Source organism: Pseudomonas sp. GM41(2012) (assembly GCF_000282315.2).
In the GTDB taxonomy this organism is placed as follows: domain Bacteria; phylum Pseudomonadota; class Gammaproteobacteria; order Pseudomonadales; family Pseudomonadaceae; genus Aquipseudomonas.
In genome coordinates this window covers 2244807-2268140 of record NZ_AKJN02000006.1, presented here as the reverse complement: position 1 = coordinate 2268140, position 23334 = coordinate 2244807, and the positions used below count along the sequence as shown (strand labels likewise).

The 23334-nt window shown below is 61.6% G+C and carries 11 protein-coding genes; 7 read left to right on the top strand and 4 right to left on the bottom strand.

Features of this window, described 5'->3' with window-relative positions; genetic code table 11:
* Positions 1-5: 5 nt before the first annotated feature.
* Positions 6-12989, top strand: coding sequence for a non-ribosomal peptide synthetase (locus tag PMI27_RS15765; protein ID WP_024164565.1), 12984 nt, complete (start codon positions 6-8; stop codon positions 12987-12989).
* Between the two features lie 202 nt (positions 12990-13191).
* Positions 13192-14004 carry an alpha/beta fold hydrolase gene (locus PMI27_RS15770; protein WP_008152737.1) on the top strand — a complete coding sequence of 271 codons (813 nt, stop codon included), beginning with the start codon at positions 13192-13194 and terminating at the stop codon, positions 14002-14004.
* Between the two features lie 148 nt (positions 14005-14152).
* On the opposite strand, the gene dsbG is transcribed toward PMI27_RS15770, so the two are convergent.
* From dsbG to PMI27_RS15790, 4 genes are all read right to left on the bottom strand, one after another.
* A complete protein-coding gene (gene dsbG / locus PMI27_RS15775) occupies positions 14153-14923 on the bottom strand; it encodes a thiol:disulfide interchange protein DsbG (protein ID WP_008152739.1) in 771 nt (256 codons plus the stop codon).
* Complete coding sequence (locus tag PMI27_RS15780; protein ID WP_008152741.1) at positions 14899-15765, bottom strand: TlpA disulfide reductase family protein; 867 nt, start codon at positions 15763-15765, stop codon at positions 14899-14901. The genes dsbG and PMI27_RS15780 overlap by 25 nt, the downstream gene beginning before the upstream one ends.
* Entirely contained in the window at positions 15765-17507 is a 1743-nt protein-coding gene (gene dsbD, locus PMI27_RS15785; protein WP_008152742.1) for a protein-disulfide reductase DsbD, read from the bottom strand. Before dsbD ends, PMI27_RS15780 begins: the two co-directional genes overlap by 1 nt.
* Before the next feature lie 109 nt (positions 17508-17616).
* The gene (locus PMI27_RS15790; RefSeq protein WP_008152744.1) at positions 17617-18558 is read right to left on the bottom strand and encodes a sel1 repeat family protein; all 942 of its coding nucleotides are present in this window, start codon (positions 18556-18558) and stop codon (positions 17617-17619) included.
* A gap of 210 nt (positions 18559-18768) precedes the next feature.
* Between PMI27_RS15790 and PMI27_RS15795 the strand changes: the two genes are divergently transcribed.
* The 5 genes from PMI27_RS15795 to PMI27_RS15815 all read left to right on the top strand — a co-directional run bounded on the left by PMI27_RS15795 (position 18769) and on the right by PMI27_RS15815 (position 23269).
* A complete protein-coding gene (locus PMI27_RS15795) occupies positions 18769-19452 on the top strand; it encodes a response regulator (RefSeq protein ID WP_008152746.1) in 684 nt (227 codons plus the stop codon).
* Positions 19449-20774, top strand: a complete 1326-nt coding sequence (locus PMI27_RS15800) for an ATP-binding protein (RefSeq protein WP_008152749.1) — start codon at positions 19449-19451, stop codon at positions 20772-20774. The genes PMI27_RS15795 and PMI27_RS15800 overlap by 4 nt, the downstream gene beginning before the upstream one ends.
* Before the next feature lie 210 nt (positions 20775-20984).
* The gene (locus PMI27_RS15805; protein ID WP_008152752.1) at positions 20985-21470 is read left to right on the top strand and encodes a GNAT family N-acetyltransferase; all 486 of its coding nucleotides are present in this window, start codon (positions 20985-20987) and stop codon (positions 21468-21470) included.
* A 77-nt stretch (positions 21471-21547) separates the two neighbouring features.
* Entirely contained in the window at positions 21548-22960 is a 1413-nt protein-coding gene (locus PMI27_RS15810) for an aspartate aminotransferase family protein (RefSeq protein WP_008152754.1), read from the top strand.
* A gap of 81 nt (positions 22961-23041) precedes the next feature.
* Complete coding sequence (locus PMI27_RS15815) at positions 23042-23269, top strand: MbtH family protein (RefSeq protein WP_008152757.1); 228 nt, start codon at positions 23042-23044, stop codon at positions 23267-23269.
* The last annotated feature ends 65 nt before the right edge of the window (positions 23270-23334 follow it).

Here is a 23334-nt window from a genome sequence, read left to right as displayed (position 1 = left end):
ACCTCATGACCGACGCGTTCGAACTCCCCAGCACACTGGTCCAAGCCCTTCAGCGCCGAGCGGCCCTGACGCCGGACCGGGTGGCCTTGCGTTTTCTCGCCGAAACCCAGGATCAGGCTGTGGTGCTCAGTTATCGCGAGCTGGATCAGCGGGCGCGGACCATTGCCGGCGCGTTGCAGGCCGAGGCTGCGTTTGGCGATCGCGCGGTGCTGCTGTTTCCCAGCGGCCCGGATTACGTCGCGGCGTTCTTCGGCTGTCTGTACGCCGGTGTGATCGCGGTGCCGGCCTATCCGCCGGAGTCGGCGCGTCGTCATCATCAGGAGCGTCTGCTGTCGATCATCAGCGATGCCGAACCGCGTCTGTTACTGACCAGCGCCGGCCTGCTCGATGCGTTGCAGCAAATCGAGGGCGCGCCGCCGTTGCTGTGTGTCGACACCCTCGACAGTGCATTGGCCGAACATTGGGTGGCGCCGGAACTTGCAGACGACGACATCGCGTTCCTGCAATACACCTCCGGCTCCACCGCGTTGCCGAAAGGGGTGCAAGTCAGCCACGGCAATCTGGTGGCGAACGAACTGCTGATTCGCCACGGCTTCGGCATCGATCTGAATCCTGACGACGTGATCGTCAGCTGGCTGCCGCTGTACCACGACATGGGCTTGATCGGCGGTCTGTTGCAGCCGATTTTCAGCGGCGTGCCGTGCGTGTTGATGTCGCCGGCGTATTTCCTCGGCCGTCCGTTGCGCTGGCTGGAAGCGATCAGCGAGTACGGCGGGACCATCAGCGGCGGGCCGGATTTTGCCTATCGATTGTGCAGCGAGCGGGTCAGTGAATCCGCCTTGGGACGCCTCGACCTGAGCGGCTGGCGCGTGGCGTATTCCGGTTCCGAGCCGATTCGCCTCGATACGCTGGAACGCTTCGCCGAGAAGTTCGCGGCCTGCGGTTTCACCCAGGACAGTTTCATGGCGTCCTACGGGTTGGCCGAAGCGACGCTGTTCGTGGCCGGCAGCCCTCGCGGTCAGGGCATTGGCAACCTGCGCGTGGACGATCAAGCCCTGGCACACAACCGTGCGGAGCCAGGCGAGGGCAGCGCGATCATGAGTTGTGGCATCAGTCAGCCGGATCACGCGGTGCTGATTGTCGATCCAACAGCGCTCAACGAGTTGGCTGACAACACGGTCGGCGAAGTCTGGGCCGCCGGGCCGAGCATCGCCCACGGTTACTGGCGCAACCCGGAGGCCAGCGCCAAAACCTTCGTGCAGCACGCTGGCCGTACCTGGCTGCGCACCGGTGACCTGGGCTTTATGCGCGACGGTGAACTGTTCATCACCGGGCGCCTGAAAGACATGTTGATCGTCCGTGGCCACAACCTTTATCCGCAGGACATCGAGCAAACCATCGAACGCGAAGTCGAGGTGGTGCGCAAAGGCCGTGTCGCCGCTTTTGCCGTGAACATCGAGGGTCAGGAAGGCATCGGAATCGCGGCGGAAATCAGCCGCAGCGTGCAAAAAATCCTCCCACCCGAGGCGTTGATCAAAGCCATCCGCCAAGCCGTGGCCGAGGCGTATCAGGAAGCGCCAAGCGTGGTGGTGCTGCTCAATCCGGGCGCGTTGCCCAAGACCTCCAGCGGCAAACTGCAACGTTCGGCTTGCCGCAATCGCCTGGCGGACGGCAGCCTCGACAGCTATGCGTTGTTCCCGTCGGCAGACATCGAAAGTAAATCCTCGACTGAATCAGGTTCTGAACTGCAAACCTTGATTGGCCAGATCTGGTGCGAGCAACTGCAGGTCAAACAGATCAGCGCCGACGATCACTTCTTCCTGCTGGGCGGCAACTCCATTGCCGCCACTCAGGTGGTCGCACGTCTGCGCGAAGCACTCGGTCTGGAGCTGAACCTGCGTCTGCTGTTTGAAGCGCCGACCCTTGGCGCATTTACCTCCGCAGTCGCTCGGCAACAGCAGGACGGCGGACTCGCCCAAGGCGCGATCACCCCGCTGTCGCGCGCCGAAGCCATGCCGCAATCGCTCGCGCAAAACCGTCTGTGGATCACCTGGCAACTCGACCCGCAGAGCAGCGCCTACAACATTCCCGGCGCCTTGCGCCTGCGCGGCGAGCTGGATGAAGACGCCTTGCGCGCCAGTTTCCAACAGCTGATCGAACGTCACGAATCCCTGCGTACGCGGTTCTTCGAACGTGATGGTGTGGCGCTGCAACAGGTCGATGCTGCGAGTGAATTCAACCTGCAACTGATCGATATCAGCGACCTGCCGATTGCCGAGCGTGAAGTCCGTGCGCAACAAATCCGTGAGGACGAAGCCCGTACTCAATTCGATCTGCAGAAAGGCCCACTGCTGTGGGTGACCCTGGTGCGCCTCGATGATGAGGACCATCAACTGTTGGTGACGATGCATCACATCATCGCCGACGGCTGGTCGCTGAACGTGCTGATCGACGAGTTCTCGCGCCTGTATGCCGCAGCGTCCCAAGGACAAACAGCGACACTTCCGGCGTTGCCGACCCAGTACGCCGACTACGGCAGCTGGCAGCGTCAATGGCTGGCGCAAGGGGAGGGCGAGCGTCAGTTGGCTTACTGGAAAGCGCAATTGGGCGATGTGCATCCGACCCTGAGCCTGGCCACTGATCATCCGCGCTCGGCGCACCACATTCACACGGCCGCCCGTCATTCTGTGAAGCTGGACGCGACCCTGAGCGATGCGATTCGCCAGACCGCCCAGGCTCATGAATCCACTTCGTTCATGCTGTTGCTTGCCGCATTCCAAAGCCTGCTGCACCGCTACAGCGGCCAACGCGACATCCGCATCGGCGTGCCGAACGCCAACCGTCCGCGACTGGAAACCCAAGGGTTGATCGGCTTCTTCATCAACACCCAGGTGCTGCGCGCCGAACTGGATTCGCAGCTGCCATTCGTCGAGCTGCTGGCGCAAACCCGTCAAGCCGCGTTGGGCGCACAAGCGCATCAGGATCTGCCGTTCGAACAATTGCTCGAAGCCTTCCCGCAAGCCCGCGAGCAAGGCTTGTTCCAGGTCATGTTCAACCACCAGCAACGGGACTTGAGCGCATTGCGTCGCCTGCCTGGATTGCTGGCCGAAGAGCTGCCGTGGCACAGCCGCGAAGCCAAGTTCGACCTGCAACTGCACAGCGAGGAAGACCAAAAGGGTCGCCTCAGCCTGTCCTTCGACTACGCCAGCGAGCTGTTCGATGTGGCGACCATCGAGCGTCTGGCCGAACACTTCACCAACCTGTTGCGAGCCGTTTGCGAACAGCCGAAAACCACCATCGGCGATCTGCAATTGCTGACCTCGTCCGAGCTCGATCAGCAAGCACCGTGGAGCGCTGCACCGTGCACACCGGCCAGCGTTTGGCTGCCGGAATTGCTCAACGAACAGGCTCGCCTGATCCCGGAGCGCACTGCGCTGATGTGGGACGGCGGCGCCATGGACTTCGCCGAACTGCACATTCAATCCAATCGCCTGGCCCATTACCTGCGCGACAAAGGCGTTGGCCCGGACGCCTGCGTGGCCATCGCCGCCGAGCGTTCGCCGCAACTGTTGATCGGCCTGCTGGCGATCATCAAGGCCGGTGGCGCCTACGTGCCGCTGGACCCGGATTACCCGGTCGAACGCCTGGCCTACATGCTCAGCGACAGCGGCGTCGAGTTGCTGCTGACCCAAACCGAATTACTCGAGCGCTTGCCGGCCACCGATGGCGTCAGCGTGATCGCCATGGACGCCTTGCATCTGGAGAGCTGGCCGAGCCACGCACCGGGCCTGCACTTGCACGGTGACAACCTGGCGTACGTGATTTACACCTCCGGCTCCACCGGCCAGCCGAAGGGCGTCGGCAACACCCACGCAGCCCTCGCCGAGCGTTTGCAATGGATGCAGAACACCTATCGTTTGAACGACACCGACGTGCTGATGCAAAAGGCGCCGATCAGTTTCGACGTGTCGGTGTGGGAGTGTTTCTGGCCGCTGATCACCGGTGCGCGCTTGCTGATTGCCGGCCCCGGCGAACACCGCGATCCGTACCGCATCGCGCAACGGGTTCAGCAATTCGGCGTGACCACGCTGCACTTCGTACCGCCGCTGCTTTCGCTGTTCATCGACGAACCGCTCACCGCTGAATGCACCAGCCTGCGCCGCGTATTCTCCGGTGGCGAAGCCTTGCCCGCCGAACTGCGCAACCGCGTGCTGGAACAACTGCCCGCCGTGCAATTGCACAACCGCTACGGCCCGACCGAAACCGCGATCAACGTCACCCATTGGCACTGCACAACCGCCGATGGCGAACGCTCGCCGATTGGTCGTCCGCTGGGCAATGTGCTGTGCCGCGTGCTCGATGAGGCACTCAATCCCGTTCCGGCCGGTGTGCCGGGCGAACTGTGCATTAGCGGTATCGGTCTGGCCCGTGGCTATTTGGGTCGTCCGGGCCTGACTGCAGAACGTTTTGTCGTTGATCCATTGGGCGATCAGGGCGCGCGTCTGTACCGCACCGGTGACCGCGCGCGCTGGACCGCCGACGGTGTGATCGAATACCTCGGTCGTCTCGATCAGCAGGTCAAACTGCGTGGTTTCCGCGTTGAACCGGAAGAAATCGAAGCACGATTGTTGGCTCAGGACGGCGTCGCTCAAGCTGTGGTGCTGGTGCGTGAAACGGCGGCCGGCGGACAGTTGATCGGTTACTACACCGCAACCGATTCCACAGAAGATGTTGAGGCTCAAACCGCTCGCCTGAAAGCCGCACTGGCGGCCGAGCTGCCGGAGTATATGGTCCCGGCGCAGCTCATGCGTGTGGACGAAATGCCCCTGAGCCCAAGCGGAAAACTCGATCGACGCGCGTTACCGGAACCTCAATGGCAAGTCCGCGAACACGTCGAGCCGGTCACCGCCCTCGAGCAGCAAATCGCCGGCATCTGGCGTGAAGTATTAGGCCTGGCGCAAATCGGTCTGCGCGATGACTTCTTCGCCCTCGGCGGTCATTCCTTGCTGGCCACGCAAATCATTTCCCGCACCCGTCAGGCCTGCGACGTCGAGTTGCCGCTGCGCGCGCTGTTCGAAAACAGTGAGCTGGGCGCGTTTGCCGAACAGGTTCAACTGATCCAGGCCAGCGGCAAAACCAACCAGCAACCGCCGATCGAGAAAGTCGACCGCAGCCAACCGGTGCCGTTGTCCTATTCCCAGCAGCGCATGTGGTTCCTCTGGCAGATGGAGCCGGACAGCCCAGCCTACAACGTTGGCGGCATGGCGCGGCTGCGCGGGGTGCTCGATGTCGGGCGTTTCGAGGCGGCATTGCAAGCGCTGATCATGCGTCATGAAACCTTGCGCACAACCTTCCCGAGCATCGATGGCGTGGCCCGGCAACGGGTGCATCCAGATACCGGGATGCGCATGGACTGGAAGGATTTCTCCGCGCTGGACGCCGCCAGCCGCGAATGGCAGGTGCAGCAACTGGCCGACGATGAAGCGCACCAGCCGTTCGATCTGGAAACCGGACCGCTGCTGCGCGCCTGCATGGTCAAGACCGCCGAACAGGAGCACTACCTGGTACTGACCCTGCACCACATCGTCACCGAAGGCTGGGCGATGGACATCTTCGCCCGGGAACTGAGCGCGCTCTACGAGGCCTTCGTCGATGACCGCGAATCGCCGCTGGAACCGCTGCCGGTGCAATACCTGGATTACAGCGTCTGGCAGCGTCAGTGGCTGGAGTCCGGCGAACGTCAGCGCCAACTCGACTACTGGACCGCGCAACTGGGCCGCGAACATCCATTGCTGGAATTGCCGGGCGACCGTCCGCGTCCACCGGTGCAAAGCCATCAGGGCGAACTGTTCCGTTTCGACCTGAGCGATGATCTTGCCGCGCGCGTTCGTGCCTTCAATGCACAAAACGGCCTGACCCTGTTCATGACCATGACCGCCGCGCTGGCGGTGCTGCTTTACCGCTACAGCGGCCAGACCGACCTGCGCATCGGCGCGCCGGTGGCCAACCGGATTCGTCCGGAAAGCGAAGGGCTGATCGGTGCGTTCCTCAACACCCAAGTGCTGCGTTGCCAGCTCGACGGGCAGATGTCCGTGGCTGAGTTGTTCGAGCAGGTTCGCCATACCGTGATTGAAGGCCAGTCCCATCAGGACTTGCCGTTCGATCACTTGGTGGAAGCCTTGCAGCCACCGCGCAGCGCCGCTTACAACCCGTTGTTCCAGGTGATGTGCAACGTGCAGCGCTGGGAATTCCAGCAGAGCCGCACACTCGCCGGCATGACCGTCGAGTACCTGGCGAACGATGCGCGAGCGACCAAGTTCGACCTCAACCTGGAAGTCACCGACCTCGACCATCGCCTGGGTTGCTGCCTGACCTACAGCACCGATCTGTTCGATGAACCCCGCATCGCTCGGATGGCCGGGCATTGGCGCAACCTGCTGGAAGCGCTGTTGGCCGATCCGCAACAGCGCCTCAGTGAGCTGCCGCTGCTGGAGGCCACCGAACAGCAAAACCTGCTCGACAGCCTCGGCGTCGAACCGGGCGAACATCGCCTCGACCAGTGCATACATCACCTGTTCAGCGAGCAGGCGCTGGCGCGCAAAGACGCGCCGGCCCTGACCTTCGCCGGGCAAACCCTGAGCTACGCCGAGCTCGACAGCCGCGCCAATCGCCTGGCCTGGATGCTCCGCGAGCGGGGCGTCGGGCCGCAGGTTCGGGTCGGTCTGGCCCTTGAGCGTTCACTGGAAATGGTCGTCGGGCTGTTGGCGATCCTCAAGGCCGGCGGCGCCTACGTGCCGCTGGACCCAGAGTACCCGCTGGACCGTTTGCACTACATGATCGAAGACAGCGGCATCGGCCTGCTGCTCAGCGATGCAGCAATGTTCGACGCGCTCGGCGAACTGCCGGCAACAGTCGCTCGCTGGTGCCTGGAGGAGGACGCAGCAGAATTGGCCAATTACCCGGCCACCGAGCTGCCGTTTATCAGCCTGCCGCAGCATCAGGCGTACCTGATTTACACCTCGGGCTCTACCGGCAAACCGAAAGGCGTGGTGGTGTCCCACGGTGAAATCGCCATGCATTGCCAAGCGGTCATTGAACGTTTCGGCATGCGCCCGGACGACTGCGAGCTGCACTTCTATTCCATCAACTTCGACGCCGCGACCGAGCGTTTGCTGGTGCCGTTGCTGAGTGGTGCTCAAGTCGTTCTGCGCGCTCAAGGCCAGTGGGACGCGGAAGAAATCTGCGGCCTGATTCGCCGGCACAACATCAACATCCTCGGCTTCACCCCGAGCTACGGCAGCCAATTGGCGCAGTGGCTGGTGACTCAGGGCGAGACATTACCGGTGCGCATGTGCATCACCGGCGGTGAAGCACTGACTGGCGAACACCTGACGCGGATTCGCGCGGCGTTCAAGCCGAGCCTGTTTTTCAACGCCTACGGCCCGACCGAAACCGTGGTCATGCCGCTGGCCAGTCTGGCGCCCGAGCAATTGGAAGAAGGCCTCGGCAGCGTGCCGATCGGCAGTGTGATCGGCGCGCGCGTGGCCTACATCCTCGACGCTGATCTGGCGTTGGTGCCGCAAGGGGCGACGGGCGAGTTGTACGTCGGCGGCGCCGGTCTGGCGCAGGGTTATCACCAGCGTCCGGGGATGACGGCCGAGCGTTTTGTGGCTGATCCTTTTGCGGCCAACGGCGGTCGTCTGTACCGCACCGGCGACCTGGTGCGCCAGCGCGCCGATGGTCTGGTGGAATACCTCGGACGCATCGACCATCAAGTGAAAATTCGTGGTTTCCGCATCGAGCTGGGCGAAATCGAAACCCGTCTGCTGGAGCATGAATCCATCCGTGAAGCCGTGGTGCTGGCTCTCGATGCACCGAGCGGCAAACAACTGGTCGGCTATCTAGTCACCGACGTTGCCAAACAGGACGAGTCGCAACAAGCCGCACTGCGCGAAGCCCTGAAAAATCACCTCAAATCCCAGTTGCCGGACTATATGGTGCCAACGCACCTGATCCTGCTGGCCAGCATGCCGCTGACCGCCAACGGCAAACTTGACCGTCGCGCACTACCAGCACCGGATCCGGAGCTGAACCGTCAGCAGTACGTGGCGCCGAGCAACGAGCTTGAACTGACGCTGGCCGCCATCTGGTGCGAAGTGCTGAACGTTCTGCAGGTCGGCCTCAACGACAACTTCTTTGAACTGGGTGGCGATTCGATTCTGTCGATCCAGGTGGTCAGCCGCGCGCGGCAGCAGGGCATTCACTTCACCCCGCGTGACCTGTTCCAGCACCAGACCGTGCAGACCCTGGCCGCCGTGGCGACCCGCACCGAGCAAGTCACGGCCGAGCAAGGTTTGCTGACCGGCGAATCGCGTCTGACGCCGATCCAGCACTGGTTCTTCGACACCGACATCCCCCAGCGCCAACACTGGAACCAGGCATTGCTGCTGGAACCGACCGTGGCGCTGGAGGCCCATCGCCTGGAGCAATCGCTGCTGGCAGTGATCGAACAGCACGACGCCTTGCGTTTGCGCTTCTCTGAAATTGCAGGGCAATGGCAAGCCGAGCACCAGACGGTTTCCGACGCGCCGGTGCTGTGGCAAGTGCGTGTTTCGTCCATGGACAAATGCGCGGCACTGTTCGCCGATGCCCAGCGCAGCCTCGACCTTGAGGAAGGGCCGCTGATGCGCGCGTTGCTAGTCGATGGTCCTGAGGGGCAACAGCGGCTGTTCATCGCCTTTCATCACTTGGTCGTGGATGGGGTTTCGTGGCGGGTGTTACTGGACGATTTGCAAACGGTGTATCGCCAACTGGACGCGGGGCAGTCGGCAAAACTGCCGGCGAAAACCAGTGCCTTCAAGGACTGGGCCGCACGTTTGCAAGCGTATGCCGGCAGTGAATCCCTGCGCGAAGAATTGAGCTGGTGGCAGTCGCAACTGGCCGGTCAAAGCGCCGAATTGCCGTGTGATCGCCCCGAGGGTGGCCGGCAGAATCGTCATGCGCAAACCGTCAGCGTGCGCCTCGACAGCGAGCGCACTCGCCAACTGTTGCAACAGGCACCGAGCGCCTATCGCACGCAGGTCAACGACTTGCTGCTGACTGCTTTGACCCGCGTGCTGTGTCGTTGGAGCGGTCACGAGTCGGCGCTGATTCAACTCGAAGGCCACGGCCGCGAAACGCTGTTCGACGAGATCGACCTGACCCGCACCGTCGGCTGGTTCACCAGCGCTTATCCGCTGCGGCTGATGCCAGCGGACGGGCAGGGCGCTTCGATCAAGGCGATCAAGGAACAACTGCGCGCGGTGCCGCACAAAGGTCTGGGTTATGGCGTTTTGCGCTATCTCGCCGATGACTCGAGCCGGCAGACCATGGCGGCCTTGCCGGTGGCGCCGATCACCTTCAACTACCTCGGCCAGTTCGACCAGAGCTTCGGCGCGGATGCGTTGTTCTGTCCTCTCGATGAAGCGGTCGGTGCGGCCCATGATTCTCGCGCGCCGCTGCCCAATGAGCTGAGCGTCGACAGTCAGGTCTATGGCGGTGAACTGGTGCTGCGTTGGACCTTCAGCGCTGAACGCCATGATCTGCGGACCATCACTGAGCTGGCAGACGCTTATCTCGGCGAATTGCAGAGCCTGATCGAACATTGCCTGGGCGACGATGCGGGAGGCCTGACGCCGTCGGACTTCCCGTTGGCGAAACTGACCCAGCCGCAACTCGACGCGCTGCCCATCCCGGCCGCCGCCATCGAAGACGTCTACCCGCTGACGCCGATGCAGGAAGGCATGCTGTTGCACACCTTGCTGGAACCGGGCACCGGCCTCTACTACATGCAGGACCGTTACCGCATCAACAGCGAGCTTGACCCGCAACGTTTCGCCCAGGCCTGGCAAGCGGTGATCACTCGCCACGAAGCCCTGCGCGCGTCGTTCTGCTGGAACGTCGGCGAAGACATGCTGCAAGTTATCCACAAGCCGGGCAGTACGCCGATCGAGTATCTGGACTGGACGGCAATCGCCGAAGCCGAGCAAGAACCGAAGTTGCAGGCGCAGCTCAAAAGCGAGCGCGAGGCCGGGTTCGATTTGCTCAATCAGGCACCGTTCCACCTGCGCCTGATCAAGGTCGGCGCGGCGCGCTACTGGTTCATGATGAGCAACCACCACATCCTCATCGATGCCTGGTGCCGTTCGCTGCTGATGAACGATTTCTTTGAAATCTACACCGCCCTTGGCGAAGGCCGGGACGCGCAACTGGCCGTGCCACCGCGTTATCGCGACTACATCGGCTGGCTGCAACGCCAAAGCCTGGCCGAGGCGAGGCAGTGGTGGAAAACCAACCTGCAAGGCTTCGAGCGCACCACGCCGATCCCGAGCGACCGGCCGTTCCTGCGTGAACATGCCGGCGAAAGCGGCGGCATGATCGTCGGCGACCGCTACACGCGGCTCGATGCCCGTGACGGTGCGCAACTGCGCGAACTGGCTCAGGCGCATCAACTGACCATCAACACCTTTGCCCAAGCGGCGTGGGCACTGGTGCTGCGGCGTTTGAGCGGTGATCGCGACGTGCTGTTCGGCGTCACGGTGGCCGGGCGTCCGGTGGACATGCCGCAGATGCAACGCACGGTCGGGCTGTTCATCAACAGCATCGCGTTGCGGGTGAAGATGCCGGAAGACCATCAGCGTTGCAGTGTTCGTCAATGGTTGAGCGGCTTGCTCGACAGCAACATGCAACTGCGCGAGTACGAATACCTGCCGCTGGTGAGCATTCAGGAAAACAGCGAGCTGCCCAAGGGCCAGCCGTTGTTCGACAGCCTGTTCGTGTTCGAAAACGCCCCGGTGGAAGTCTCGGTGCTGGACCGTGCGCAGAGCCTCAACGCGACCTCGGATTCGGGCCGCACCCACACCAACTTCCCGCTGACGGCGGTCTGCTATCCGGGCGATGACCTGGGCTTGCACCTGTCTTACGACCAGCGTTATTTCGATGAGTCGACCATCGAGCGCATGCTCGGCGAGTTCAAGCGGTTGTTGCTGGCGCTGGTCGAAGGTTTCCACGGTGACATGGCTGATCTGCCGTTGTTGGGTGCCGAGGAACAGGACTTCCTGATCCACGGTTGCAACCAGAGCGAACAGGATTACCCGCTGGAGCAGAGTTATGTCTCACTGTTTGAAGCGCAGGTTGCCGAGCATCCACAGCGCATTGCCGCCAGTTGCCTGGATCAGCAGCACAGTTACCTCGAGCTGAATGAGCGCAGTAACCGTCTCGGTCATGCCTTGATCGCCGCAGGTGTGAGGCTGGATCAACCGGTGGCGTTGCTGGCTGAACGTAACCTCGATCTGCTGGGCATGATCATCGGCAGCTTCAAGGCTGGCGCGGGGTATTTGCCGCTGGATCCGGGGCTGCCGAGTCAGCGTCTGAGCCGGATCATCGACCTGAGCCGCACGCCGTTGCTGGTCTGCACTCAAGCCTGCCGCGAGCAAGCGTTGGCGCTGCTGGATGAGTTCGGTTGCGCCAGCCGGCCCACGTTGCTGGTCTGGGAACAGGTGCAGGCGAGCGATGTTTCGGTTGCCAACCCAGGCATCTACAGCGGCCCGGACAACCTCGCCTATGTGATCTACACCTCGGGCTCCACCGGTTTGCCGAAAGGCGTGATGGTCGAACAGCGCGGCATGCTCAACAACCAGTTGAGCAAGGTGCCGTACCTGAACCTGAGTGACACCGATGTGATCGCTCAGACCGCCTCGCAAAGTTTCGACATTTCGGTCTGGCAGTTCCTCGCCGCTCCGCTATTCGGCGCTCGGGTGGACATCGTGCCGAACACCATCGCCCATGATCCGCAAGGGTTGCTGGCGCATGTGTCGGCCAAGGGCATCACCGTGCTGGAGAGCGTGCCGTCGCTGATTCAGGGCATGCTCGCCCAGGAACGCATGAGCCTCGACGGCCTGCGCTGGATGCTGCCGACCGGTGAAGCGATGCCGCCGGAGCTCGCACACCAGTGGTTGCTGCGCTATCCGAAGATCGGGCTGGTGAATGCTTACGGTCCGGCGGAATGCTCGGACGACGTGGCGTTCTTCCGCGTCGACATGGCGTCGACTCGTGGCAGCTACTTGCCGATCGGTACGCCGACCGACAACAACCGTCTGTACCTGCTCGACGGCGCTCTGGAACTGGTGCCGTTGGGTGCGGTGGGTGAGTTGTGCGTCGCGGGTACCGGTGTCGGCCGTGGCTACGTCAGTGATCCGTTGCGCACGGCTCAAGTGTTTGTGCCTGACCCGTTTGGTGCGCCAGGTGATCGTCTGTATCGCACCGGCGATCTGGCCCGTCGGCGCAGTGACGGCGTGCTGGAATACGTCGGGCGGATCGACCATCAGGTGAAGATCCGCGGCTACCGCATTGAACTGGGTGAAATCGAAGCGCGTCTGCATGAGCAACCGGAAGTGCGTGAAGCCGCAGTCGGCGTGCAGGAAGGCGTCAACGGCAAACATCTGGTCGGCTATTTGGTAGCGGCTGATGCTTTGATCAATCCAACCGAGCGACTGGACCGCATCAAGCAACGCCTGCGCGCCGAACTGCCGGAATACATGGTGCCGCTGCACTGGTTATGGCTGGAGCGGATGCCGCTGAACGCCAACGGCAAGCTTGATCGCAAGGCTTTGCCGGCGCTGGAGATCGGCCAGTTGCAGAGCCAGGACTATCAAGCGCCGCGCAATGAACTGGAGCAAACGCTGGCGGATATCTGGGCCGAGGTGCTGAAGATCGAGAAGGTCGGGGTTCGCGACAACTTCTTCGAGCTGGGCGGGCATTCATTGCTGGCGACGCAGATCGCTTCGCGGGTGCAGAAAGCCCTGCAACGTGATGTGCCGCTGCGGGCGATGTTTGAATGCAGCACGGTGGCGGAGTTGGCCGAATACATCGACGGATTGGCGGCGAGTGACATCACCGAGGAGAAGGTGGATCGCCTCAATGACCTGATGGCGGAGTTGGAGGGGCTTTGATTCTCTAGCGTCTGTGAAGGCCCCATCGCGGGCAAGCCATGCTCCTACAGGTTTGAGAACAACATAGAACCTGTAGGAGCATGGCTTGCCCGCGATGGGGTCACTGAATTTTGCGCGGATTTGCGCGTTGACTGTCACTTCGGACCGGCTCAGGCTGCCTGTGCTTTTTTGGGTGGATCGCAATTCATAAAGGAGACAGTCAATGCCCTTCGTTACGGTTGATGGACAACCCCTTCACTACATTGATCAAGGCACCGGCGCTGCCGTTCTGCTGGCCGGCAGTTATCTATGGGACCAGGCCATGTGGGCGCCGCAGATCGCCGCCCTGTCGCAGCAATACCGGGTGATTGCTCTGGACCTGTGGGGCCACGGTGAATCCGGGCCGCTACCCCAAGGTACGCACTCGCTGGATGACATTGCGCGCCAGGCACTGGCGCTGCTCGATCACCTGGACATCGACCGTGTCACGCTGGTCGGTCTTTCGGTTGGTGGCATGTGGGGCGTGCGTCTGGCGCTGTCGGCGCCGCAGCGGATCAATGGTCTGGTGCTGATGGACACCTACGTCGGCGTCGAGCCGGAACCGACTCGTCAGTACTATTTCTCGCTGTTCAAACAGATCGAAGACACCGGCGTGATCGCACCGCAGCTGCTCGACATCGTCGTGCCGATCTTCTTCCGCCCGGGCATCGATCCGCAGTCGGCGCTGTATCAGGACTTCCGCGCCAAACTGGCCGCGCTACCGCCGGAGCGTCTGCGCGAGAGCATCGTGCCGATGGGGCGGATTACGTTTGGGCGCGATGATCTGTTGCCGCGACTGGGCGAGTTGAATCCTGACACCACGCTGCTGATGTGTGGCGATCAGGACAAACCGCGGCCGCCATCGGAGACAAGGGAGATGGCCGGGTTGATCGGTTGCCCGTTTGTGCTGGTGCCGGAAGCGGGGCATATCTCCAATCTGGAGAATCCGCAGTTTGTCACCGAGACGTTAATGGCGTTTTTAGCCGAGAGAAATTAGTGGGTCTTGCTGACGCCATCGCGGGCAAGCCTTGCTCCTACAGGTTCTGTGTTGTTCTCAAAAATGGGAAACGACACAGAACCTGTAGGAGCAAGGCTTGCCCGCGATGGCGTCAGTGTTGTCGCCGCAAATCCGACGGCCGAACTACTTACTTAGGCCCGAGAATTTGCACCAACTTGTCCGGCGACGGCGCGCCTTGCTGTTGTTGCAGTTCGCCCTTGCCGTCCATGTAGAAAATCGCCGGGGTGGCTTGCAGCTCCAGGTCTTCCATCAACTTCATGTTGGCCGCCAGCTTCGCCTGAATCGCCGGGGGCACGTTTTTCAGGGCTTTTAGCGAGCTGTCCTTGCCTGACTTCTCATGGTCTTCCAGCGCTTTCTGCGGATCCTTGGCGGCCAGCAGTGCAGCCGATTTCCCCGGACTGTCTTCGCGAATGATGCCGACCATGATGTGCCGCAACTGCACCTTGCCCGCGTTGACCCATGGCCGCGCCTGTTCCCAGAACATGTTGCAATAAGGGCAGTTCGGGTCGCTGAACAGGTAGACGACCCGCGGCGCATCTTTCTTCCCGTCGCCGATCCAGTTGCTGGCTTCCATCTTGCCCCAGATTTCCTTGGCCAGCGGTGCGTAAACCAGCTTCTGCAACGGCGCGCTGCTCAGGTCGTTGCCGTCGGCGTCGTACAGATTGCCGAGCAGCACGTGCTTGCCATCCGGGGTCAGGTACAACGCCATGCCCCGGTTCTGGTACTGCGCCGCATAACCGCGCAGGCCGTCGGGTGCGTCGAATTGGCCGACGATTTTCGCGCCCTTGGCTTCGATTTTCTTGATCGCTTCGGGCAATTCTTCGGCGGCCTGCACTGACGGTAAATGCAGCAGGGCGGCGCCCAGGGTCAACGTCAGCAGGTGGCGGAGGCGGGGCATGGCAGTTTCCTTGAAGAGGTGGCCGGTACGGCAGGATTCGGGGTGTCGAAGTTTTCCAGGGCGCGGGCCAGGCTGGCTTCCGACAGCTCTCCCAGATGGCTGCCCAGCAGGCGACCGTCGGGGCTATAGAACAGCGTAGTCGGCAACGCCATGGAGCCGACGGCCTGACTTAATCGGCCACTGCCGTCAAAAAGAACGTTGGACAGGCTCAGCCCCTGAGTTTCCAGAAAAGTACTGACGCTTTGCATGCTTTCAGCCTGATTGACGAACAGGAACGTCAGGTCCGGGCGGTGTTGCTGGGCGTTTTCCAGCACTGGCATTTCCCGACGGCACGGCGGACACCAGGTGGCCCAGAGATTGATCACCAACGGGCCGCCCTTGTAATCGGCCAGTTGCACGGTTTCACCGGCGGCATTGCGCAGGGTAATTTCCGGCAGGCGCGAGCCTTGTTCGTAAAGGGTCAGGGAGAAGGTCGCCAGCAACCAGAACGCCAGGCCGCTGGCCACGCCAAAGCCCAACGGGCGGCGCAAACCCGGACGACGCCAGCCTCGATACAACGCGGCCAGCAGCAGTACGATCACACCGGGCCAGGCGAGGAAACCGCCATCGCGCAGGTCGATGATCTGCCAGGGGTCATCACGATAATGGGCCCAGTAAACGGCCACGAAACCGACCCGGGCGGCCAGCATACCCAGCAGGAACAGGCTGAACAACACCGACTCCGGATTCTCGCCGCCGCGCTTGGCCACCCGCCAGCCGACGAAAGTCGCCAGCGCCAGGGCACTGATCAGCAGCAGGTGATTAAGCGCGATGGCAAAAGTGCCGAGGGTAAAGGTCAGCATTAACGGGCGTCTCGGGTAGTGGTCCAGCGTTGCAGGAAGGTGCCGGCATCAACCTCACCGGTGATGCGCTGGCTGCGACGCTCGATGCCGTCGGCGCCGATCCACAACAGACTCGGTGGCCCCGGCACTTTATAACGGCCGAGCAATTCGCGGCTGGCGGCATTGTCGGCGGTGACGTCCAGCCGTAGCAAGCGCACATCGCTCAAGGCCTCCAGTACGTGGGCTTTGCCGAACACCTGTTTTTCCATGACCTTGCACGACACACACCAGTCGGCGTAGTAGTCCAGCAGTACCCACTGGCCTTGAGCCTGCGCCGCGTCGAGCTCCCGTTGCAGAGCTGCCGGGTCCTTGATCGTGGTGAATGCGTCGTGGCCGACCGGGTTGGCGGCGCTGCTCGAGTTTGAAGCGCTGTAGACCTGCAAAGGCTTCATCAAGTCGTCGCTGCCGCCAGCGGCACCGATCATCAGCAGGCTGCCCCACACACCCAGCAAGAGTGAGCTGGCGCCGAACACATGGGCAACACGACCGAAACCTTCCGACTGCTTCCAGGCGCTGTACGCGGCAATCAGCAGCAACGCACCGCACAGACCAATCCACAGTGATTCGTCCAGCACCGGACGCAGCATCAGCAACGCGGTGGCGAGGAACAGGAAGCCGAATACGCCCTTGAGCAGGTTCATCCACGCGCCGGGTTTGGGCAGGAAGCGATTGCCGACGGTGACCAACAACAGCAGCGGCACACCGATGCCGATGCCCATTGTGAACAGAATCAGCCCGCCATGCGCCGCATTGCCGCTTTGCGCGATGTAGAGCAAGGCGCCCGCCAGCGGGGCGGTCATGCACGGACCCACCAGCAAACCGGACAAGGCCCCCAACACACCGGCACCGAACAGGCTGCCGCCGCGCTGATTGCGCGAGACATTTTCCAATCGATCACGCACGGCCACCGGCAGTTGCAACTCAAAGAAGCCGAACATCGGCAACGCCAGCAACACAAACACGGTAGCGAAACTGCCCAGCAACCAAGGGTTCTGCAACAACGCCTGCAGATTCGCCCCGAGCATTGCGGCCAGCACGCCCATCGCCGCATACACCAGCGCCATGCTCACCACATAACTGGTGGCCAAGGCGAAACCGCGTTTGGGTGTGGCGCCACTGCCGACGATCAAACCCGCCAGAATCGGCAGCATCGGCAACGAGCAAGGCGTGAAGGCCAGCAACAGTCCCAGACCGAAGAACACCAGCAAACTCCAGCCCAGCGCCCGTTGTTGCAGGCCGCTGGCCAGGGCTTGGTCCGGTGCTTCGTTTGTCGCGGCGATAGCGGATGTGCCGCCCAGATCCACGACCTGAGTGTGCGGCGGATAACACAAACCGGCGTCGGCACAGCCCTGGAAGCCCACTTTGATTTGACCGGTGGCACCGGCCGGAATTTTCAGTTCCAGACCTTGGCGATAAACCTGTTGCGCGCCGAAAAACTCGTCGCTGTGCGCTTCGCCTTCAGGTAATACGGGATGCTGCTCAGCGGGCAAGCCATCGAATTTCAGGCGTTTCTGATAAAGGTAATAGCCGTCGGCGATCTGCCAATAGAGCTGGGTTTCGCCCGATTCAAGACGCTCGGAGGTGAAGACGAACGCTTTTTCCACCGGCAAAAATTCAGGTTTGGTCTCGAACGGATTGCTGCCAGCCTGGGCCTGACCCAGGCTGGCAAACAACGTTAATAGCAATAGAAGAACGTAACGCATCGACAACGCCTTGAGGTTTACACACTTGGCCCAAGATGATGGCCAGCGATTAACCGGGTGTTAACGCACGACGTCGATGGCCGTCTTCGGTGATTGGCGCCCGGCCGGATCAGTCAATGTCGCTATAGGCCAGCCGGAATTCGGACATCGGGGGATGAGTCGTTTTCCATTGCTGCGCAAAGGCTTTGGCGGCAATTATTTGATCAGGCGTCATCTCCTCGGCGATTTCGCCAAGGTATTCTCTGGCGCTATCGTGTCGAGACAGCTCACTGGTGGTTTCGAGGACCAGCCAGATCAACCCATAGCCTTTGACCAGATCCCGCGTGAAGCCATATTCGACATCGACACCGCTTTCATCTTGATAGAAACCGCTGAGTCCAAAACCGTAATTCAGTACGCCGTTCACGTCATTGAGCTGTGCGCGTTTTTCCAGCCATTGGCGCCTGAGAGGAAAATCCTGGTTGATCGGGGCACGGTTGGTGTTCCAGTGGACCGCTTTCGAAAAACCGGCGTCGGCGGCTTTTTTCAGCAGCGCATCGATGGTGGATCGACGTTGCTCAGTGTCGGTAATGAGCGTTTTGTCCTGGTCGTACTTGGCCGCGAGAATGTACTGGCCCTCCAGGGAGCCGGCATCCGCAGCTTTTTTCAATGTTTCAATGTTCTGGTCCAGCTCGTACAACTCAAGCATGGCTTGAGCGGCATTGGCTTGGGCCAGTTCCTTTGCTTTCTTGAGCGAGGCTTCGTCCCCCAGTCGCATCAGGGCATAAACATGATTCTGGGCACCGGCGAGTCGATACCAGTCTTTTGCTTCGTCGGTGATGCTGCCCGCCTGACGCCTTGTCACCTCCCCCAACGCATATTGCGACGCACGGTCTCCCGCGACGGCGGCAACCGTCAGATAAGGCTTCGCCTGGATGAATTCGCCCAGGTTGTACAGGGCCAGGCCCTTCGTTATCGCTTCTTTTGGCTGATCGTTGACTTGGGTTGCCAGCGCGCTCAGGGTGTCAAACAAATTGAACAGAATTGTTAAAGCACTTACATGGGAATACATGATGGATACCTGTATTGAGTCGAGTTGAATTTAAGTACTACCCGACACAGGCTATTGAGAAGGGGACGCACGGGTGCGGTACATATGTATTGCGTTGAATTGATCCCTGCGACGTGAATGCAAGCCCTGCTTCTCGTCAGCCGAAGCCCTTGCCATAATTGCGACTTAATCCTCACCTGTTTGACTAGGGTCTTTGCTCATGGAGTTCCCATGCACGTACTGGTTTGCGAAGACGATGAGCTGATTGCCAGTGGCATTGTCGCCGGCCTCACCGCACAGGGCCTGACCGTGGAGCATGTCGCCACCGCGTCGGCGGCCCGGGCGATGCTCAAGGTCGCCGAGTTCGATGTGATGGTGCTCGACCTCGGTCTGCCCGATGAAGACGGGTTGAAGCTGCTGCAGCAATTGCGACACAGCGGTCTGGAAATCCCGGTGTTGATCCTCACCGCCCGGGATTCAGTCACCGACCGTGTTGACGGCTTGCAGGCCGGCGCTGACGATTACTTGCTCAAGCCTTTCGACCTGCGCGAACTCGCCGCGCGCCTGCACACCCTGCTGCGACGAGTGGCGGGGCGTAGCGTCAACCTGATCGAACATGGTCGCCTGACCTACGACCCAAGCAGCCGCGAAACCATGCTCGGCGGCCAGCCGGTGGACCTTTCCCGTCGTGAGCAGTCGCTGTTGCAGGCCTTGCTGCATAACCGGGGCCGGGTGCTGTCGACCGAGCAACTGAAAGACAGCGTTTATGGTTTTAACGATGAGCTGGAAAGCAACGCTCTCAATGTGCATATCCATCACCTGCGGCGCAAACTCGGCAATGGCATTGTCGAGACGGTGCGCGGCCTGGGCTATCGCCTGGGACCGGCCGATGGCGCAGAGGGTTTGAAAAAGTGATGAGCCTGCGTTTGCGCCTGAGCCTGACACTCGGCGCCGCGTTTGCGCTGATCTGGGCGTTGGCGGCGGCCTGGATGCTCAGTGACCTGCGCAATCAGATGATGTTTTCCCTCGACCAGCGGCTGGTGGCCTCGGCACGCATGGTCGCCGGCCTGATGGAGCAATTGCCGCCATTGCCGAGCAAGGGCGAGGGCACCCATTTCAGCGCTGAACAACTGAACCTCCCCGGCGGCATGGCTTGCCAGGTCAGTTCATTGCGCGGCGAAATCCTCGCCCGCAGTCACACCGATCCGCAACAAACCCTCGAAGCCGAGAAGATGGGCTTCCACGATCAGATGATCGATGGTGCGCCGTGGCGCAGTTTCACCCTGGCGCGCGGCGACGTGCGCATCACCACCGCCGACCGGCAGATCGAACGTGAGGCACTGAACATGTCGATCCTGCTGGCCGCTTCGGTGCCGGTGGGCGTGGCCTTGCTCGGCTGCCTGTGCCTGCTCTGGCTGGGGATCGGCCAGGGGCTGGCGCCGCTGAATCGCATGCGCGATGCCTTGATGCGCCGCAGCGCCGATTCTCTCGAACCCTTGCAAATCCAGCCGCTGCCCAGCGAACTGCAACCGTTGCTGGACACCCAGAATCAGTTGTTCCAACGGATCGGCAAGACCATCGAACGGGAACGCCGTCTTACCGGTGACGCCGCCCATGAATTGCGCAGCCCGCTGACGGCGATCAAGACCCACCTGCAAGTGGCGCGCATGACCGACGGCGCGGCCCGGGATCAATCCCTGGCCCGGGCCGAAGAGGGCGCGGATCGCCTGCACCGGACCCTGGAGCAATTGCTGTTGCTGGCGCGGGTCGAGGGCAGTCTGTCGTTCGATGACGGCGTGCAATGCAGCGCCGAGCAGGTGGCGAAACTGGCGATTCAGGACGCCGCCAGCGGTGATCGTCAGCGGATCAAATTTCAGCTGCCGCCGAAAATCTCCCACGCCCCGGTGCAAATGCCCGCGGTGCTGTCGATTGCCGCGCTACGTAACCTGCTGGACAACGCGCTGCGGCATACCCCGGGCGACGGCGCGGTGGAGTTGAGCCTGCAAACCACCGGCAACCGCGTGCAGTTTGTGGTTCGCGACCACGGGCCGGGGATTGCCGAAGACGATCTGCAACATTTGACCCAACGCTTCTGGCGCAACGGCCAGAGCACCGGCTGCGGTCTGGGTCTGGCGATTGTTCAGGCGATTGTCCAGCGCTGTGGTTGTACGTTGCATTTCGACAGTCGGCCGGACGGATTGCGAGTCGAACTGACCATGCCGTTGCAACCGGTTTGATAGATCCCTGTAGGAGCTGAGCTTGCTCGCGATGGCGTCCGTACATTCAACGGTGATGTTGACTGTACGGACGCCATCGCGAGCAAGCTCAGCTCCTACAAGGATCGGCGATGCACATCTAATGTAACGTCTCCCCATTAGCCACCCGCTCCCCGCAGCGCTATCGTCCCCGGCAGCAGCTTTCTCTCAATGGATTGAGGTAACAGCGCCATGGATGCCCCCCTACACATTTGCAAGGCAACCCCCGCCGACGCCGGCATCATCAGCCGGATCGTCGAGCGATCCATCCGCGTGGGTTGCGCGCTCGACCATCGCAACGATCCGCTCACCGTCGCCACCTGGACCCACAACAAGACCATCGAGCACGTGCAGCCCTGGCTGACCGACGAGCGGTTGTACCTGAACATCGCCCTGTTGCAGGACAAACCGGTCGGCGTTGCGATGGCTGCGATCAGCGGCAAAGTTGCGTTTTGTTACGTGCAACCGGAATGGTTTCGTCGCGGGGCCGGGCAAGCGCTGGTGCATGACCTCGAAGGCTGGTTGACCGATCAGGGTTTGCGCCAGGCACGACTTAACAGCACCCGCACCAGTGAAGCGTTTTACCGTCATCTGGGTTACCACCCTTGCGCTGAAACCTTCGCCGTAGCCGGGCTCCACGCCATTCCCATGCACAAAGCGCTGACACCCCCTTCATAGAAAGCTGATCGAGGGTCTAAATCCTCGGCGCCCTGATGCGTTTCCACAACAGGAAAACCTTATTGAGGGGTCGAGAGATGTCAGTCGCTACCAGCCTTATGGAAGATCAGTCGGCCCGGATCACTCCGGCGCCGACCGAGACGCTTTATCAGTTCAACGAATCGCCACTGCTGGCCCGTCAAAATCAGCAGGAATCGAATGCCCGCAGCTATCCGCGACGCATTCCCCTGGCCCTCAAACGTGCCAAGGGCATTTATGTCGAAGACGTCGAAGGCCGCCGTTTCATCGACTGCCTGGCCGGCGCAGGGACGTTGGCCCTTGGGCACAACCATCCGGTGGTGATCAAAGCGATCCAGCAAGTGCTGACGGATGAACTGCCGCTGCACACCCTCGACCTGACGACCCCGGTCAAGGATCAATTCGTCCAGGACCTGTTCGGTCTGCTGCCGCCGGCTTTGGCCGCTGAAGCCCGGATCCAGTTCTGCGGCCCGACCGGCACCGACGCGGTGGAAGCCGCGCTGAAACTGGTACGCACCGCCACCGGACGCAGCACCGTGTTGTCGTTTCAGGGCGGTTATCACGGCATGAGCCAGGGCGCGCTGAGCCTGATGGGCAGCCTGGGGCCGAAGAAACCCTTGGGCGCCTTGCTCAGCAGCGGCGTGCAGTTCATGCCGTATCCCTACGATTACCGCTGCCCGTTCGGGCTCGGCGGCGCGCAAGGTGTGAAGGTCAATCTCAACTACCTGGACAACTTGCTGAATGATCCAGAAGCCGGCGTGCAATTACCCGCAGCGGTGATCGTTGAAGTGGTGCAAGGCGAGGGCGGGGTTATCCCGGCCGATCTCGACTGGCTGCGCGGTCTGCGGCGGATTACCGAAAAGGCCGGCGTGGCGCTGATCGTCGACGAGATTCAGAGCGGTTTTGCCCGCACCGGCAAGATGTTCGCCTTCGAACACGCCGGGATCATTCCGGACGTGGTGGTCATGTCCAAAGCCATCGGCGGCAGTTTGCCGCTGGCGGTGGTGGTCTATCGCGACTGGCTCGACACCTGGCTTCCGGGCGCCCATGCCGGAACCTTCCGTGGCAATCAAATGGCCATGGCCGCAGGTTCTGCGGTGATGCGTTACCTGACCGAACACAAGGTCTGCGAGCACGCTGCCGCCATGGGTGAACGCCTGAGTGAACACTTGCACATCCTGCAACGGGACTTCCCGCAACTGGGCGATATCCGGGGGCGCGGCTTGATGCTGGGTGTTGAACTGGTCGATCCGGCTGGCGAGCGGGATGCGCTGGGTCATCCGCCGATTTTCGGTCGTCTGGCGCCGCTGGTGCAGCGTGAATGCCTCAAGCGCGGTTTGATCCTTGAACTGGGCGGCCGTCATGGCGGCGTGGTGCGTTTCCTGCCGCCGCTGGTGATCACTGCCGCGGAAATCGATCGGGTAGCCGAGATTTTCGGCAGGGCCATGGCCGCTGCCACCGCCAGCCTCTAAATTTTTCGGCAGCTGGAACGTTCCTTCTACATAACGGCTGCGCACGCAGTGCAGCCCACCCTACAGCGATGGAGAAACACCATGACTTCAGTATTCGACCGCGAGGACATCCTCTTTCAGGTCGTAGTCAACCACGAAGAGCAGTACTCGATCTGGCCCGACTACAAAGCCGTGCCTGCAGGCTGGCGCACCGTGGGCAAGAGCGGATTGAAGAAGGAATGCCTGGCTTACATTGAAGAAACCTGGACTGACATGCGTCCGCTGAGCCTGCGCCAGAAAATGGAAGAACAAGCGGCTGTGGCTCACTAAAGTCACCGCGCATAAAGAAGCCCGCTGAACCGATATCGGTCAGCGGGCTTTTTGTTAGGGATGAA